16 protein-coding genes are annotated in these 14,904 nt (G+C 70.1%); 8 read left to right on the top strand and 8 right to left on the bottom strand.

The annotated features are described in order from the left end of the window. Nucleotides 1–18 precede the first annotated feature (18 nt). Nucleotides 19–516 (bottom strand): hypothetical protein, encoded by a 498-nt coding sequence (locus AC1MEY_RS26300; RefSeq protein ID WP_480231680.1) that lies wholly within the window; start codon nucleotides 514–516, stop codon nucleotides 19–21. 157 nt (nucleotides 517–673) lie between these two features. Between AC1MEY_RS26300 and AC1MEY_RS26305 the strand changes: the two genes are divergently transcribed. Further along, complete coding sequence (locus AC1MEY_RS26305) at nucleotides 674–1,501, top strand: alpha/beta hydrolase family protein (RefSeq protein ID WP_480228276.1); 828 nt, start codon at nucleotides 674–676, stop codon at nucleotides 1,499–1,501. 22 nt (nucleotides 1,502–1,523) lie between these two features. Further along, nucleotides 1,524–2,075: a hypothetical protein gene (locus tag AC1MEY_RS26310; RefSeq protein WP_480228277.1), complete on the top strand. Its 552-nt coding sequence runs from the start codon at nucleotides 1,524–1,526 to the stop codon at nucleotides 2,073–2,075. A 44-nt stretch (nucleotides 2,076–2,119) separates the two neighbouring features. Here AC1MEY_RS26310 and AC1MEY_RS26315 read toward each other — a convergent pair whose 3' ends face one another. Beyond that, nucleotides 2,120–3,553, bottom strand: a complete 1,434-nt coding sequence (locus AC1MEY_RS26315; protein WP_480228278.1) for an HNH endonuclease signature motif containing protein — start codon at nucleotides 3,551–3,553, stop codon at nucleotides 2,120–2,122. 113 nt (nucleotides 3,554–3,666) lie between these two features. Then, a complete protein-coding gene (locus tag AC1MEY_RS26320; RefSeq protein WP_480228279.1) occupies nucleotides 3,667–4,503 on the bottom strand; it encodes an arginase family protein in 837 nt (278 codons plus the stop codon). A gap of 219 nt (nucleotides 4,504–4,722) precedes the next feature. Between AC1MEY_RS26320 and dnaK the strand changes: the two genes are divergently transcribed. From dnaK to AC1MEY_RS26340, 4 genes are all read left to right on the top strand, one after another. Next, nucleotides 4,723–6,579, top strand: coding sequence for a molecular chaperone DnaK (gene dnaK, locus AC1MEY_RS26325; protein WP_480228280.1), 1,857 nt, complete (start codon nucleotides 4,723–4,725; stop codon nucleotides 6,577–6,579). Nucleotides 6,580–6,620: 41 nt separating this feature from the next. Then, nucleotides 6,621–7,187: a nucleotide exchange factor GrpE gene (gene grpE / locus AC1MEY_RS26330; RefSeq protein ID WP_480228281.1), complete on the top strand. Its 567-nt coding sequence runs from the start codon at nucleotides 6,621–6,623 to the stop codon at nucleotides 7,185–7,187. Between the two features lie 187 nt (nucleotides 7,188–7,374). Then, on the top strand, nucleotides 7,375–8,559 hold the full coding sequence (gene dnaJ, locus AC1MEY_RS26335) for a molecular chaperone DnaJ (protein ID WP_480228282.1): 1,185 nt from the start codon (nucleotides 7,375–7,377) through the stop codon (nucleotides 8,557–8,559). Next, on the top strand, nucleotides 8,559–8,945 hold the full coding sequence (locus AC1MEY_RS26340; RefSeq protein ID WP_480228283.1) for a heat shock protein transcriptional repressor HspR: 387 nt from the start codon (nucleotides 8,559–8,561) through the stop codon (nucleotides 8,943–8,945). Before dnaJ ends, AC1MEY_RS26340 begins: the two co-directional genes overlap by 1 nt. On the opposite strand, the gene AC1MEY_RS26345 is transcribed toward AC1MEY_RS26340, so the two are convergent. From AC1MEY_RS26345 to AC1MEY_RS26355, 3 genes are read right to left on the bottom strand one after another with little or no spacing between them, the layout of a single operon-like run. Next, the gene (locus tag AC1MEY_RS26345; RefSeq protein WP_480228284.1) at nucleotides 8,938–9,840 is read right to left on the bottom strand and encodes an aldose 1-epimerase; all 903 of its coding nucleotides are present in this window, start codon (nucleotides 9,838–9,840) and stop codon (nucleotides 8,938–8,940) included. The genes AC1MEY_RS26340 and AC1MEY_RS26345 overlap by 8 nt on opposite strands. 18 nt (nucleotides 9,841–9,858) lie before the next feature. Continuing rightward, complete coding sequence (locus tag AC1MEY_RS26350; protein WP_480228285.1) at nucleotides 9,859–11,025, bottom strand: FAD-binding oxidoreductase; 1,167 nt, start codon at nucleotides 11,023–11,025, stop codon at nucleotides 9,859–9,861. A gap of 11 nt (nucleotides 11,026–11,036) precedes the next feature. Continuing rightward, nucleotides 11,037–12,044, bottom strand: coding sequence for an ABC transporter permease (locus tag AC1MEY_RS26355; RefSeq protein WP_480228286.1), 1,008 nt, complete (start codon nucleotides 12,042–12,044; stop codon nucleotides 11,037–11,039). A gap of 98 nt (nucleotides 12,045–12,142) precedes the next feature. Between AC1MEY_RS26355 and AC1MEY_RS26360 the strand changes: the two genes are divergently transcribed. Continuing rightward, complete coding sequence (locus AC1MEY_RS26360) at nucleotides 12,143–12,772, top strand: TetR/AcrR family transcriptional regulator (protein WP_480228287.1); 630 nt, start codon at nucleotides 12,143–12,145, stop codon at nucleotides 12,770–12,772. Nucleotides 12,773–12,775: 3 nt separating this feature from the next. Here the strand turns inward: AC1MEY_RS26360 and AC1MEY_RS26365 are convergent, their stop codons facing one another. Then, nucleotides 12,776–13,423, bottom strand: coding sequence for a GAP family protein (locus AC1MEY_RS26365; protein WP_480228288.1), 648 nt, complete (start codon nucleotides 13,421–13,423; stop codon nucleotides 12,776–12,778). A 69-nt stretch (nucleotides 13,424–13,492) separates the two neighbouring features. On the opposite strand from AC1MEY_RS26365, the gene AC1MEY_RS26370 reads away from it, so the two are divergent. Beyond that, a complete protein-coding gene (locus tag AC1MEY_RS26370) occupies nucleotides 13,493–14,437 on the top strand; it encodes an antibiotic biosynthesis monooxygenase (RefSeq protein WP_480228289.1) in 945 nt (314 codons plus the stop codon). On the opposite strand, the gene AC1MEY_RS26375 is transcribed toward AC1MEY_RS26370, so the two are convergent. Then, on the bottom strand, nucleotides 14,434–14,880 hold the full coding sequence (locus AC1MEY_RS26375; RefSeq protein WP_480228290.1) for an Rv0361 family membrane protein: 447 nt from the start codon (nucleotides 14,878–14,880) through the stop codon (nucleotides 14,434–14,436). The two genes, AC1MEY_RS26370 and AC1MEY_RS26375, sit on opposite strands and share 4 nt — an antisense overlap. Between the last annotated feature and the right edge of the window lie 24 nt (nucleotides 14,881–14,904).

Raw genomic sequence — 14,904 nt, forward strand, 5'->3', positions numbered from 1 at the left:
GACAGGAGACGTCGGCCACTAGAAGACGTCGACGTTCTCGATCGCGACGAACATCCCGCGACCCGTCGCGTCGTTGACGAACTTGGTTCCCGCCTCGCTGGCGTCGATGGTCCAGCCGACGGCCGAGTACGACCGGTAGTCGAGTGTGACGACGGGGATGTCACCCAGGTTGCCGACCACCCACTCCTCCGTGCCGTCCGCGGTCAGGCGGACGCCGTTGGCGGGGCTGCCGCCGACGGTCGGGGGGTTGGCGAACTGTGCCTCGCAGTCGACCTCGGCCTCGTTGAGCTGGCAGCGCGTCTTGCCGGACTTGGTCTCGACGAACACGTAGCCGCCCTGCTGTGCGGGCAGGACCTCGGCGGCCCGGGGCGGTGCGGGGGCCGTCGGCGGCGGGCTGGGCGGGGGTGGCGGTGTGGGACTCGACAGCGACGGCCTGGACGTGGGGAACGCCGGCTCGGTGGGACTGCCGGCGTCCGACCGCGGATCGCCGTCGGTGGTCGACGAGCATCCCGCCATCAGTGCGGCCACGGCGAGGACACCTGCCGCGATCGCGTTCGTTACCTGCACAGTCGTCTCCTATGGCCGTGGTCTTCACGGTACCCACGGTGTTACCGGTGAGAAACGCGTGACTGGCGTTGTTATGAACCCGTGTTGCACGAGGGAGCATGGCGGCATGGTTCCTCTCACCCGGCGGCATGCGCTCGCCGTCCTCGGTGGCCTCGCGGGCGTGGCCGCGGGGTGTGCCACCGCTACGCCGCCGGCACGCGGGGAGGATGGGTCGATGCGCTTCTCCTACGGTGACGACGCGGCCCAATACGCGGAACTGACCCTGCCCGACGGCGTGCCCTCGGCGCCGGTGGTGGTGGTCGTGCACGGCGGCTACTGGACGTCGCAGTACGGCGCCGAACTGGGCCGACCGCTGGCGGCCGACCTGGCGAGCCGCGGTTTCGCCGCGCTGAACGTCGAGTACCGCCGCGTGGGGACCGGTGGCGGTTGGCCGCAGACCGGCGACGACGTCGCCGCTGCCGTCGACGAATTGCGCGCCCGATCCGCCGGGCTGGACCTCGATCGCGTTGTCGGACTGGGGCATTCGGCGGGCGGACAGCTGGCGGGCTGGTTGGCCGCTCGACGGGGCGGTGCGGTGACGCTCACCGGTGCCGTGCTGCAGGCCGGCGTGCTCGACCTCGTCCGCGGCTCCGAGGACAGTCTGGGTGACGGTGCGGTCGACGCGTTCCTGGGTGGATCGCCGTCTCAGCGCCAGGAGGCGTACGCGCAGGCGTCGCCCATCGCGCGGCTGCCGCTGGGCGTCCCGACCGTCGCGGTGCACGGGACACGCGACGCCAACGTGCCGATCGACCAGTCCGAGCGGTTCATCGCGGCGGCCGTGCAGGCGGGTGACCGGTCTGAGCTGCGGACGTTCGACGGCGATCACTTCGACCCGATCACCGTGGGGACCCGCGCGTGGGACCTGTGCGTGGAGGCGTTGCACCAGCTGACGTGAGCGGGGGAGTACAACCGGTGCCATGGGTGGATTTCGGGCGGTCGCGGCAATGGGTGCGGTGGTGGGTGCGGTGCTGACCGCGAGTGGGTGCGGTGGGTCGACCGAGGTGCCGTCCTCGTCGCCGTCAATCGCGGACCCGGCGCAGTACGCGTCGCCCGATTCCCGCTACCCGCAGTGGGGCTTCGTGACGCCGTCGTCGGAGTGGACGTGCGTCATTGCCGACTATCCGTCCAATGGCAGTCGTGCCGCCTGTGCGATCAATCCGGGCGAGGGACCGTTGCGGTTCGAGGGCATGCCGCCCGCGCAGGCTCCCGACCCCGGCGGAGATCCGTCGCGGCCGAACGTCATCGCGGTCATGGAGGGCGCCGACGCCGGGTTCCTGTCGCTCGACCGGACGATCTGGGAGTCGGGCGGAACTCCGAAGGCACTGCCCGACGGTTCCGTGCTGCAGGCCAACGGATTCACCTGCAACGCAGGGGAATCGGGCGTGTCCTGCCGCGACGACCAGACCGGTAAGGGGTTCACCGTCTCGGGCGACGACTTCACCCTCGCGTACACCGACCTCCCGGGCTGAGCCCGTCGACCGGTGCGCACGTGGCAGTGCCGCGTGGGTTCGGGTTAGAAGGGTGGTGGGTTGGCGAGTCGGTGGGCGATGTTGGTGTCGCGTTCGGTGGTGATGCGGCGTTGGTGTTCTTGGGCTCGGGTGCGGGGGCGTTTCGGCATGCGCAGGCCCTTGAGGTCGCGGGGACTCTCCGGCGGCGGCGGGGTGGTGATCGGTGGGGTGGCGGTGGGTGCGGCGAGTTGGGGGAAGAGCGTCGCCCCGAGTGGGGTGGTGGTGTAGGTCAGTCCGGTGGGGCTGGTGAAGGTGATGGTGCCGTCGGGGTGCTGGGTGTCGCTCCAGCCGCCGGGGCCGATCCAGAAGGTCTTCATGAGGTGGTGGTGGCGGCAGAACTTCTTGTTGTTGGACGGGTGGGTCGGTCCCCAGGGCCAGGGGATGGTGTGGTCGTCGTCGCAACGCTCAGCGGGGTGGGAGCAGCCGGGCCAGCGGCAGGTGAGGTCGCGGCAGAGCAGGAAGTCGGCCAGGCCGCGGGAGGGCCGGTAGCCCTTCTCGGCGGTCATCTCCTCAGCGGTGGGGACGGGACGCACCTTTGTGTGGGGGGAGGCGGCGAGGTCGCGGGTGTGGTCGGCGGGCAGGGGTCCGTGGCCGGGGAGGTAGGCGGGGGTGTCGGTGGTGCCGTCGAGGGTGGCTTGGTTGGCGAGGACGTGGATGACGATCTGGTGCCCACCATTCCCACCACCACTGCTAGCGCTGCCGGTGGCGGTGCAGGTGTCGGTGCCGCACTGGCAGTCGAGGTGGGTGAGGCCGTCGCAGAGGGCGGTGATGGCATCGGTGCGGCGGCGGTCGAGGCTGCGGGGATCACCACTGCAGACGGTGGTGGCGACGGCGGTGAGGCGTTGGTCGAAGTAGGTGCCGATCTCGGCGGAGACCCGGCCGGTGAGATCTGAGGTGCCGTGCTGGTCGGGGTGGATGGTGACGTGGTGGTCGTCGCGACGCTTGCGGGTGAGGCGTTGGGCGTCGGCGTCGAGGTCGGTGACGAGCCAGTCGAGGATTTCGGTGAGCTTCTGCTCGGAGAGGTGGTTCCAGTGCGGTGCGGCGGCGGCGATGCGGGCGTCGATCGCGGCGAGCACCTTCAGGTCTTGGATGAGGAGGGTGCGGTCGTCGATGGTGGCGATGACGCGGCGGTCGACGTCGCCGGCGAGGAACACCGCCGCCAAACCCGGCAGGCGTTGGATGAGGCAGGTGCCCAGGGTCATGTCGGTGCGGGCGCGGTGGCGGCTGATGCCGAGGGCTGCGGAGACTTCGGCGATGGTGACGTCGAGGTCGTCGACGGTCCACAGGGCGGTGGTGGCGTCGGGGCCGGGGTCGCGGCGCAACCCGAGGGTGCCCGCGGCGATGATCCGCCGCGCTGATGCCATCCTCTCGGCGCGCAGGTCGGTGGTCATGGCGGCCAGCAGCGCGGTGTCGCCCATACCGTTCCATTCATCGAACACGTGTTCTATTCTGCCCGCCGTACCGCTCGCGCAGGGCCCTCGAAACCCGATCTGGGGATGAATCGCTGACTGTGGACAACCCGTCCGCACAACACGATTCACAACCCGACATGTCACACCCCGGTGGTAAGCCCCGCCAGCAGTGGCTCCAGCGCGTCGACGAGCGGCCGGGCGTACTCGGTGAGGTCCGTCGGGTCGGCCGGTGCCTCGAACTCTGCGATCTCGATGCCGACGATCTCGTTGCGGCACAACCGATCTGACACGTCCGCCAGGTCGTCGAGTGCGAGTCCACCGGGAACGCGATAGTCGGTGGGCACCGTGCCGGGTTCGAGGACGTCGCAATCGAGGTGGAAGTAGACGGGACGATCGCCGACGAGGCGATCGAGGGTCGCGTGCAGTGATGGCCCGGCCGCCAGTGCGATGGTGCCCGCGTCGACCAGGGCCTGCTCGGGTGGATCGAGGTCGCGCGAGCCGCCCAGGATGACGCGTTCGGGTCGCAACCCCGACCCCAGCCCGCTGTCCCACCAGCCGATGGCCGCGCTGAGCACGAGACCGCCGAGATAGCCGGTGGCCGTTGCGTCCGGGGTGTTGAGGTCGGCGTGCGCGTCGAACCAGACCACGACCGCGTCCGGATGTCGTGCGGCGATCGTCGGCAGCGTCGCCAGCGACGCGGCGCAGCGCGAGAGCGCCGACACCGGAACCCGGCCGCTCTCGAGGATGGCGAGGTGAGCGCTCTGCAACTCGCGTAGTCCGGGGAGTGCGAGCGGAAGTGCCGCACGCCAGCCCGCCGAGGTGGCCGGCGCCGGCGTGCCGATCACCGTGGGGGTCAGGCCGAGCCGTCGTCCTAGTGCGCGGCCCATGATCGGCGCTCCCGCCATGCCGCGGTCGTTGTGGTCGCCGGTCGGCCCCGCGAAGACGAGGAGGTCGCCAGTGGCGCTCGACTGAACCATGGCGTGCACGGTATTGGCGCCGGCGCCTCGCTGCACCTGAATAAGAGCCCCGGCCGCCCGGGAATGAATCCGTCGGCACCCCGGTTGTCACCACTGACACCTGAGCGCGACAGGCTCAACTCTGGTTGACAGGCGACAGCCGCGAGGCCAGGATTGAGTGTGGTCCACTCAGACCCATGAACTAACGCTGTTAGGGAATCACAACAGGAGGCACACACTATGGCTCGTGCGGTCGGAATCGACCTCGGGACCACCAACTCCGTCGTCTCGGTACTCGAGGGCGGCGACCCGGTCGTCGTGGCGAACTCGGAGGGTTCACGCACCACCCCGTCGGTCGTGGCGTTCGCGCGCAACGGCGAGGTACTCGTCGGACAGCCCGCCAAGAACCAGGCGGTGACCAACGTCGACCGGACCATCCGCTCGGTGAAGCGTGAGATCGGCACCGACTGGTCCGTGGAGATCGACGGCAAGAACTACACGCCGCAGGAGATCAGCGCGCGCGTGCTCATGAAGCTCAAGCGCGACGCCGAGGCATACCTCGGTGAGGACATCACCGACGCGGTGATCACCGTCCCCGCCTACTTCAACGACGCCCAGCGTCAGGCCACCAAGGAAGCCGGCCAGATCGCCGGCCTCGAGGTGCAGCGCATCGTCAACGAGCCCACCGCGGCTGCTCTGGCGTACGGCCTGGACAAGGGCGACAAGGACCAGACGATCCTCGTCTTCGACCTCGGTGGCGGCACGTTCGACGTCTCGCTGCTCGACATCGGCGGCGGCGTCGTCGAGGTCCGCGCGACCTCGGGTGACAACCACCTCGGTGGCGACGACTGGGACCAGCGCATCGTCGACTGGCTGGTCGACAAGTTCCGCGCCAGCGCGGGCATCGACCTGGGCAAGGACAAGATGGCCATGCAGCGGCTCCGTGAGGCAGCCGAGAAGGCCAAGATCGAACTCAGCTCCGGTCAGAGCACGTCGATCAACCTGCCGTACATCACGGTCGACGCGGACAAGAACCCGCTGTTCCTCGACGAGCAGCTCACGCGCGCAGAGTTCCAGCGCATCACCCAAGATCTGCTGGACCGCACCCGCAAGCCCTTCCAGTCGGTCATCGCCGACGCGGGCATCTCGGTCGGCGCGATCGACCACGTGGTGCTCGTCGGTGGTTCCACCCGCATGCCTGCGGTCACCGAGCTGGTCAAGGAACTGACCGGCGGCAAGGAGCCCAACAAGGGCGTCAACCCCGACGAGGTCGTCGCGGTCGGCGCCGCACTGCAGGCCGGTGTGCTCGCCGGTGAGGTCAAGGACGTGCTGCTGCTCGACGTGACCCCGCTGAGCCTGGGCATCGAGACCAAGGGTGGCGTGATGACCAAGCTCATCGAGCGCAACACCACCATCCCGACCAAGCGGTCGGAGACCTTCACCACGGCCGACGACAATCAGCCGTCGGTGCAGATCCAGGTCTTCCAGGGTGAGCGCGAGATCGCTTCGGCCAACAAGATGCTCGGTAGCTTCGAGCTGACCGGCATCCCGCCGGCGCCGCGTGGCGTCCCGCAGATCGAGGTCACCTTCGACATCGACGTGAACGGCATCGTCCACGTCACGGCGAAGGACAAGGGCACCGGCAAGGAGAACACGATCAAGATCCAGGAGGGCTCCGGCCTTTCCCAGGACGACATCGATCGCATGATCAAGGACGCCGAGGCGCATGCCGAGGAGGACCGCAAGCGTCGCGAAGAGGCCGACGTTCGCAACCAGGCGGAGTCGCTGGTCTACCAGACGGAGAAGTTCGTCAAGGAGCAGCGTGAGGCCGAGGGCGGCTCGAAGGTTCCCGACGAGACGCTGACCAAGGTGGATGCCGCTGTGGCGGAAGCCAAGTCGGCGCTCGAGGGCTCCGACATCGGTGCCATCAAGACCGCCATGGAGAAGCTGGGCGTCGAGTCCCAGGCTCTGGGGCAGGCGATCTACGAGGCCACGCAGGCCGAGCAGGGCGCCGACGGTTCCGCATCCGGTCCCGCTGACGACAACGTCGTCGACGCCGAGGTCGTCGAGGACGATGACAATCGGGAGAACAAGTGACCCGTTCCGCTGATGAAGGGCGAGATCCGCACGACGAGCCGGTGACCATCACCGACAAGCGGCGAATCGATCCCGAAACCGGTGAGGTGCGCGACGCCGCCGCCGGCCCGACCCCTGGTGGGTCGGAGCCGGAGGCGGACGTCCCCGCCGCACCGGAGACGGACGAGGCCGCGGAGCTGAAGGCCACGTTGCAGCGCGTCAAGGCGGAGTACGACAACTACCGCAAGCGCTCGGACCGCGAGAAGCAGGCCGCCGCCGACCGGGGCAAGGCCACTGCCGTGATGCAGTTGCTGCCCGTGATCGACGACCTCGAGCGCGCCCGCAGCCACGGTGATCTGGAGTCCGGTCCGCTGAAGTCTCTGGCGGACAAGCTCTCCGGTGCCCTCAACGGCATCGGGCTGGTCGCCTTCGGCGCGGTGGGGGATCCGTTCGATCCGTCGCTGCACGAGGCGGTCCAGCACGAGGGTGACGGCTCGAATCCGGTGCTCGGCACGGTGATGCGCCAGGGCTACAAGCTCGGCGATCAGGTGCTGCGCCACGCGATGGTGGGCGTGGTGGACTCGGTGGAGGACACCGAATCCACGGACGCGGCATCGGAAGCCGGCTGAGCCGACACGATGTCACCGGTGGCGGATGGTGGCGACCCGATTCGGCGTCGTCCCCATCCGCCACCACCGGTCGGCGGCGCGACACTCTCGCCGCCGAATCGCCGAGCAACACCCGTACGGGGCCTCGAGGCCTCATGATCAAGAGTAGGTACACAACTGATGCAGCAGGTTAAGGAGGTGACGCGGAATGGCCCAGCGCGAGTGGGTTGAGAAGGACTTCTACAAGGTGCTCGGCGTCTCCTCCGATGCCGACACCGCGGAGATCAAGCGGGTGGCGAAGAAGCTTCTCGCGGAGAATCATCCGGACCGCAAGCCCGGCGATGCCGCGGCCGACGAACTGTACAAGGAGGTCGGCGAGGCACGCGACGTGCTGACCGACCCCGCCAAGCGCAAGGAGTACGACGAGACCCGTCGGCTGTTCGCGGGTGGCGGCTTCAATCGCCGGTTCACCCCGGGCGACGGGAACTTCGGCGGATTCGGCACCGGCTACGGCACCGACGGCGAGGTCAACCTCGGCGACCTGTTCGGTGCGGCCGGTCAGACCGGCGGCGCCAACATCGGCGACCTGTTCGGCGGGCTCTTCGGCCGCGGCGCGCAGCAGGCGCGACCGAGCCGGCCACGGCGGGGCAACGACCTGGAGACCGAGACGGAACTGTCGTTCCTCGAGGCCACCCGGGGCGTGGCGATGCCGCTGCGGCTCACCAGCCCCGCGCCCTGCACCAACTGCCACGGCAGCGGCGCACGTCCCGGCACCAGCCCGCGGGTCTGCCCGTCGTGCAACGGTGCCGGCGTGATCAGCCGCAACCAGGGCGCCTTCGGCTTCTCCGAGCCGTGCACCGAGTGCCGCGGGACCGGATCGATCATCGACGACCCGTGCGACGAGTGCCACGGCGAGGGCAAGATCACCCGCACCCGCACCATCAACGTCCGGATTCCACCGGGAGTCGAGGACGGTCAGCGCATCCGGCTGGCCGGCCAGGGCGAGGCTGGTCTGCGCGGTGCGCCGTCCGGTGACCTCTACGTCACCGTGCACGTGCGGCCCGACAAGGTGTTCGGGCGGGACGGCGACGACCTGGTGGTGACGGTTCCCGTCAGCTTCCACGAGTTGGCGCTGGGCACAACGCTTTCCGTACCCACGCTCGAGGGTAAGGTCGGGGTTCGGGTGCCGAAGGGCACCTCGGACGGCCGCATCCTCCGCGTTCGCGGCAGGGGCGTGCCGAAGCGCAGCGGCGGCCACGGCGACCTGCTGGTCACCGTCAAGGTCGCGGTGCCGCCGAGCCTCGAGGGCGAGGCGCTCGAGGCGCTCGAGGCGTATGCGACGGCGGAGCGGGCCAGTGGCTTCGATCCGCGGGCCGGATGGGCGGGTTCGTGATGAGCGCTCACAACGACGCACGCACCTTCCTCATCTCGGTGGCCGCGGAACTGGCCGGCATGCACGCGCAGACGCTGCGCACCTACGACCGGCTCGGGCTGGTCAGCCCGCAGCGCAGTTCCGGTGGTGGGCGGCGGTATTCGCAGCACGACGTCGATCTGCTCCGCGAGGTGCAGCGACTGTCGCAGGACGAGGGCGTCAACCTCGCGGGGATCAAGCGCATCATCGAGCTGACCAATCAGGTCGAGGCGCTGCAGTCCCGGATGTCGGAGATGGCCGACGAACTCGACCGCCTGCGGTCCTCGCAGCGCCGGGACCTGGCGGTGGTGCCCAAGAGCACCGCGCTGGTCGTGTGGCAGCCCCGCAAGGGTCCCCGCGCTAGGTGACGGTGATCGAGAACCGCGCCGTCGCGGGCGATCCCTCGACCGCCGACCGGTAGCCTCCCCGGCGCAGTGCGTCGGTGGGGGCCGCCATCGGCTCGATGCCGACGAGCGCGTCACCGGGCGGTGCGAACAATTGCGCTGCCGGATAACCGATCTCGTACGTCACGTCGACGCGACGGTCCCCGCCGGTGAGGCTGAACACCGCACCCTCGGGCACCTCGTCGAAACCGTCGTCGTAGGTGGTTCCCCGAAGCGGCCGCGCACCGCCGGACCACGACTCGTGGGCGCCGGTCGGCAGCCCGTGGTCGTCCACCGGCAGGTGTCGCATCGTCGGCGTGGTGATCGTCCAGTCGTCGCGCGGCACGCCTGGAATCGTCAGGTACGGGTGGTAGCCGAAGCACAGCGGCACGGGGACGTCGGTGGTGGCGGCGACGGTGGTCTCGATCGTCAGCGTGCGGCCGCCCAGCGTCACCTGCTGGGTCAGCACGTGCGGGAACGGGAACGATGCGAGCAACGTCGGATCGGCACCGAAGTCGAGCGTCGCCGTCAGGCCGTTGGCCGAGCGCTCGGTGACGACCCACCCCCGGTAGGCGGCCAGCACGCCGTGGATCGGGGCGTCGTGCTCGTCGGTGCGCACCCCGCCGATCCCCTCGACGAGCATGACCGGGGTGCCGTCGACCTCGTAGTCCTTGGCGCTCAACCGGTTCGCCCACGGGTAGAGGATGGGGATGCCCATCGTCTTGCCGTCCGTGACGTAGGCATCGAGCCCGCGACGCTGACCGAGGAACTCGGCGCCGTCGTCGGCGAGGGACGTGCTGATCATGCCGGCGCCCGGCACGAACGTGGCGGTCAGCGACGACGACGGATCGGTCAGCGTGACGGACTCGAACTCAGGCATCCTCGAATTCTGTCACGGTCAGGCGGCCGGGGGATCGTGCTGGATGCGCTCCGCGTCGGCGCCCTTGGCGACGAGCGCGGCCTTCGTCGCCTCGATCATCGCGGGGCCACCACTGATCAGGATCTGCCGGTCGCTCCAGCTGCCGTAGCGGGTCACGACGTCGGCGAGGACGCCGGTCTGGCGGACGTGCAGTCCCCGTGGCGGCGGCTCGACGGGGTAGTCGGCGGCCCAGGGCGGATTCGTGGCGAACTCCGATACCGGCGTCACCGACAGCCACGGGTTCATCGAGACGACCTGCCACAGCGTGTGCAGGTCGTACAGATCGCAGGGGTAGGTGGCGCCGTAGAAGAGGTGCACGCGCGGGTTCTCCGCGAAGCGCTGCAGGTCCATGATGATCGTCCGTAGCGGCGTCAACCCACTGCTGCCCGCGACCATCAGTACGTCCCCGCCGTCGCGGTCGACGTGCAGTCCGCCGTGCGGGTTCGACATCCGCCACCGGTCGCCCACCGCGGTCTCGCCGACGATCGCGGTGCTGACCATCCCGCCCGGCACCGAGCGGACGTGGAACTCGATGTCGCCGTCACGGTCGGCGGGGATCGAGGGGGACAGGAAGCGCCAGCGCCGCGGCCACTGCGGCACCTGGACCGTCACGTACTGGCCCGGGTGGTAGAACATCGGCCGGTCCAGCCGGAGCCGGATGATCGACACGTCTCGTGTGGCCCGGATGTGGTCGACGACGGTGGCGTCCCGGTACGGCGGACCCTTCTCCGCGTCGGCCGCGCCGTGCATGACGCCGACCATCAGGTCGACGACGTCGCGTGCGGTGTCGCCGAGTGCTCCGTCCCAGCGGTCGGCGAAGCGGGTCCGGAAGGCGGCGAGCAGGGCTGGACCCAGCGTGTCGTAGTGCCGCTGGGTGACGCCGTACTTGCGGTGGTCGCGGCCGAGCTGGGCGAGGAACGCCACCGGCTCCTGCGCCCGCTGCTCGGCCATCTCGCCGAGCACCCACGACAGCGCCCGGGCGAAGACCCTCCGCTGGTGGTGCAGATCGGGCGGGAAGAGGTCGCGCGCGGAGAAGTCGGTGGCGAACCAGCGGCTGTAGAAGTCGCCGATCACCCCGTCGGCGCGGCCGTCCAGGTCGAGCGCTCCACGCAGCGTCAGCAGCGCGTCACGGTCGTCGAGTCCCACGCCGCCCGAGTCTAAGTGAGGTGCGCTGGTGCCTTCGCGTGTCGCAGCGCGGCGACGGCCACCATCGCGGCTCCCGCCGCCGACCAGCAGGTCAGCACCACGATCGCCGCCGTGCCGCCCGCGCCGGAGAAGTACGCCGCCGAGCGCAGCAGCGTCGCGGTGGCGCCCTGCGGCAGCAGCTGACCGACGGTCCCCCACGGGGTGGGCAGCATCTCGGGCGCGCTCGCCAGCCCCGACAGCGGGTTGCCGACCAGGACGGCCAGGCCCGCGCCGACGCCGAGGCCGACGCGGCCGAACAGCGATCCCAGGCCGAGGATCAGCAGGAGTGCCGCGGCGATGCCCAGCGACAGTGCGCCCGCGACGCCCCAGAAGTCCTGCTCCACGGAGCCGAAGACGAATCTCAGCAGCGCCGCGATGCTGACGCCCGCCACGGGGGCGAACACCAGCGCGGTGGCCAGCCGTGCCCATCCGGCGCCGCCCAGCACCAGCGTCAGGACGATGGCGGGGACGATGCCGGCCAGCGTGATCGGGAGTGCGGACGCCGCCACGCCGACACCGCGCGGATCGCCGGTGGGCAGCGGCGCGAGATCGTCGGTGCGCAGGGCCATTCCGGTCGCCTTCGACATGCCCGCGCCCAGCTGCTCGAGCGTCGTGGCGATGGCCGGGCTGCCGCCGGTGGCGACGAGCAGCACGGGGCCCTGTGGGCCGACGGCGATGCCGCCGTATGCCTTTCGGTCGAGGATGGCCTGCCGCAACTCGCCCTCGCCGGAGTAGACCGTGACGGCGAACGCACCTTGCGCGGCGCCGCCGATGCGGTCGGTGATCTGGGTGAGCGCCGGCGCGGGCCCGGCGACGCCGATGGGCACGTCCCGCGGCGCGGACTTCACCGCGGGGAGCGCGAAGGCGACCGCCAGGAGCGCGATCGCGAGGGTGAGGGCCACGACGACACCGGCGGCACGTGCGACCGCCGGGGTGTCGTGGGACTGCCGGCCGTGCCGGTGCGGTGCGTCGATGGTCATGATCGGTCCTCTTTTCACCGGACGTTGAATTCGATGGCGCGAGCGTAACCCCGGCACTGTCAAGTTTTCAACGGTTGATGAAATGTTAGGGTCCCAGGGTGTCTCCACCAGCGAAGACGCCGAACAGGCGAGGGCGGCGGCAGGGCGAACCCGTGTCGCGCGACGCGGTGCTGGCAGCGGCGAAGGAGCGTTTCGGCCGGGACGGTTACGAGAAGACGACGCTGCGGGCGATCGCCAAGGATGCGCACGTCGACCCGTCGATGGTGCTCTACCTGTTCGGGTCCAAGGCCGACCTGTTCAAGGAGTCGCTGCGCCTGATCATCGACCCGACGTTGCTCGCGACGGCGATGGCGGGCCGCGACGGCACCATCGGCGAGCGCCTCGTCGCCCAGTACCTCCAGATCTGGGAGGCGCCCGAGACGGCGTCCACCATGGCGGCGATCCTGCAGTCCGCCACGTCCAACCCCGACGCCAACGACGCCTTCCGCACGTTCATGCGCGGCTACGTCCTGACCGCGGTGTCCGGGGTCATCGGCGGCGACGAGCAGGCCCGCCTGCGCGCCATGCTGGCCGCGACCAGCCTCGTCGGCACGGCCCTCATGCGGTACGTGATCAAGGTGCCGCCGCTCGCGACACTGCCCGCCGATGACGTCGCACGGCTGCTGGCGCCCACCGTCACCCGCTACCTCACCGCCGACGCCGACGAGTTGGGCCTGCCCGACCTGTGACGGCTACAGGCCGTGAATCCCCTTGTACAACACCATCAATCCGATCACGATCAAGATGCCGGCGACCAGCGCCGCATGCCGGCGTTCCATCCACTCCTTGAGCCGCGTCAACGGCTCGCGCATCCTGTCGCCCGAGACCGCGTAGGCGAGGATCGGGAGCGCCACCGTCGACGCCGCGACCGCGACGAACACCGCCGCGGCGAGCCACACTCCCGGCCGGCCCAATCCCTCGGTGCCGATGGCCACACCCGCTGCGGCACAGATGAACAACACCTTCGGATTGACCACCGTGAGGACGGCGGCCGTCACGACGGCGCGGCCCGGCGCGATGCCCGTCAGGCTGCTCATCCACTTCGGGCTGTGCTCGGAGCGCGCGCGGGTCACCCAGCGGTACGCGCCGAACGCGAGGAGTGCGACGCCGACGACCACCCGGACCCAGGACGCCCACCGGGGCTTCTCGTCGAGTCCGCCCATCAGTCCGGACACCTCGATGAACGCCGCCACCAGGAGGGCCAGTCCGACCACCCAGCCGAGCAGGAACGCGAGTCCCGTCGGCTTCGGCCGGGGTGTGTGCAGCACCAGCACCGCCGGGATGATCGACAGCGGCGACAGCGCCACCACCAGGGCGAGCGGAATCAGTTCGGTGAGCATCGAGGTGAAAGGTAGCGTGACCGTGCTTGCGCCTGTGCCGGAATCCACTCCAGGACGAGGGAGATTGACGTGGTCGCGATTGCCGTGACGGTGCTGCACGGCCCCGTCCACCCCGACGAGTTGGATGCGTGGATCGGCGAGGTCCGCGCGGAGGCCGCGACCCGCACGGGCTTCGTCGACTGCGTCGGATCGCTGCGCGACGAGGGCGACCTGCAGCACGCGGTGGCGACCAGCTTCGCCACGGAGGACCAGCTGCACGGCTGGCTGGACGACCCCGCGCGCCGCGCGTTGGCCGACGCCGGTGCGGCGCGGGGGATCCGTCGGGCCGCGTCGGACCTGCTCCTCGTCGACGGCCAGTCGACACCAGCGGGGGTGGCCGCCTTCCGGCACTCCGTCGCGCCCGGCCGCGACGCGGAGTTCGTCGCCGCGCAGTCGGAACTCGTGACGATCAGCGCCGGCTTCCCCGGGTACGAGGGGACCGCGGTGTTCCCCGTGGATCGCAGCGGAGAACGCCTGTCCGTCATCCGCTTTCGCACCGACCGCCAGCTGTCGACATACCTGGAGTCCGGGCAGCGGCGGGACGCTTTGCAGACGCTGAGGTCGACGCTGGTGAAGGACTTCGCGACGTTCACGCAGACCACGCCGTTCGGCACCACGATCCGCGTCGAGGACGGCCAGACCAAGCTGACCCCCGGCTGGAAGTCGGCGATGCTCGTCCTCCTGGTGCTCTACCCGACGGTGATGCTGCTGTCCCGGTTCGTCGGCCCGCTGTTCGAGGGCCTCGGTGCCGGGCCGTGGCTGACCATCTGGCTCAGTCAGGTGCTCAGCGTCTCGCTGCTGCAGTGGGTGCTCATGCCGTTCGCGGTGCGGCGGATGCGGCGGTGGCTGGACCCGGTGGACGGTGCCGCCCTCGGCGTCACGCTGCGCGGCGTCGGAATCGTGCTCACCGGCTACGCCGCCGCGCTGGCCGTCTTCGCGCTCGTCACCTGGCTGCAGTACTGGGATTACAACTAGAACTCGCACCACTTCCACGCGCCGCCCTCGCGGACCAGCGCGATGTCCTGGTTGTTCTCGCCGTCGTTGGCGACGTCGGCGACGGCCGCGTCACCGTCGACGTCGACCGACTCCACCGTCAGGTCCAGCACGCCGCCCAGATCGCGGGCCTCGAGGAACTCGCTCTCGGTGAACTCGTCGCTGGCCTGGGCGCCCGCGCAGAGGACGGGCTGGAACGCCGCGAAGTCGCCGTCGTTCCAGGCCTGCTCGAAGGCGTTCACGGACGCCGTGATCTGCTCCTCGTCGGTGAGCCTTTCGGCGGGGTCGCGCACCGCGGTGCCGGTGACGGCGTCCGGCCGCGCGACCACGACGACCACCGCGAGGGCGGCCACGACCAGCACCACCAGCCCGGCGATCAGCGCAAGGATCGGGGCACGACGTCGAGGTGGCGGTGGGTGGTACACGGGTTCAGCCTCCTGCATCCCACG

Source organism: Mycobacterium sp. PTI7, assembly GCF_056679845.1.